Here is a 221-nt window from a genome sequence, read left to right as displayed (position 1 = left end):
GCGAACAGCGGCGTCGCGAACATCAGCAGCATCACGGTGCCGTGCATCGTGAACGCCTGGTTGAACTGCTCATTGGAGACGATCTGCAGACCCGGACGGGCCAGCTCGGCGCGCATGATGAGCGCCAGCACACCACCGATGAGGAAGAACGCGAACGACGTCGCGAGGTAGAGCGTGCCGATCGTCTTGTGGTCGGTGGTCGTCAGCCACTTCACCACGAC

General features: G+C 62.9%; 1 protein-coding gene. It reads right to left on the bottom strand.

The genetic code is table 11. From position 1 onward, the window contains the following. Positions 1-221: cbb3-type cytochrome c oxidase subunit I (locus tag GTW40_RS30480; RefSeq protein ID WP_202486629.1), on the bottom strand; the 221-nt coding region annotated here is incomplete at both ends.

Source organism: Streptomyces sp. SID4985, assembly GCF_009863025.1.
Taxonomy (GTDB): Bacteria; Actinomycetota; Actinomycetes; order Streptomycetales; family Streptomycetaceae; genus Streptomyces.
This window is presented reverse-complemented; position numbering and strand designations above follow the sequence as displayed.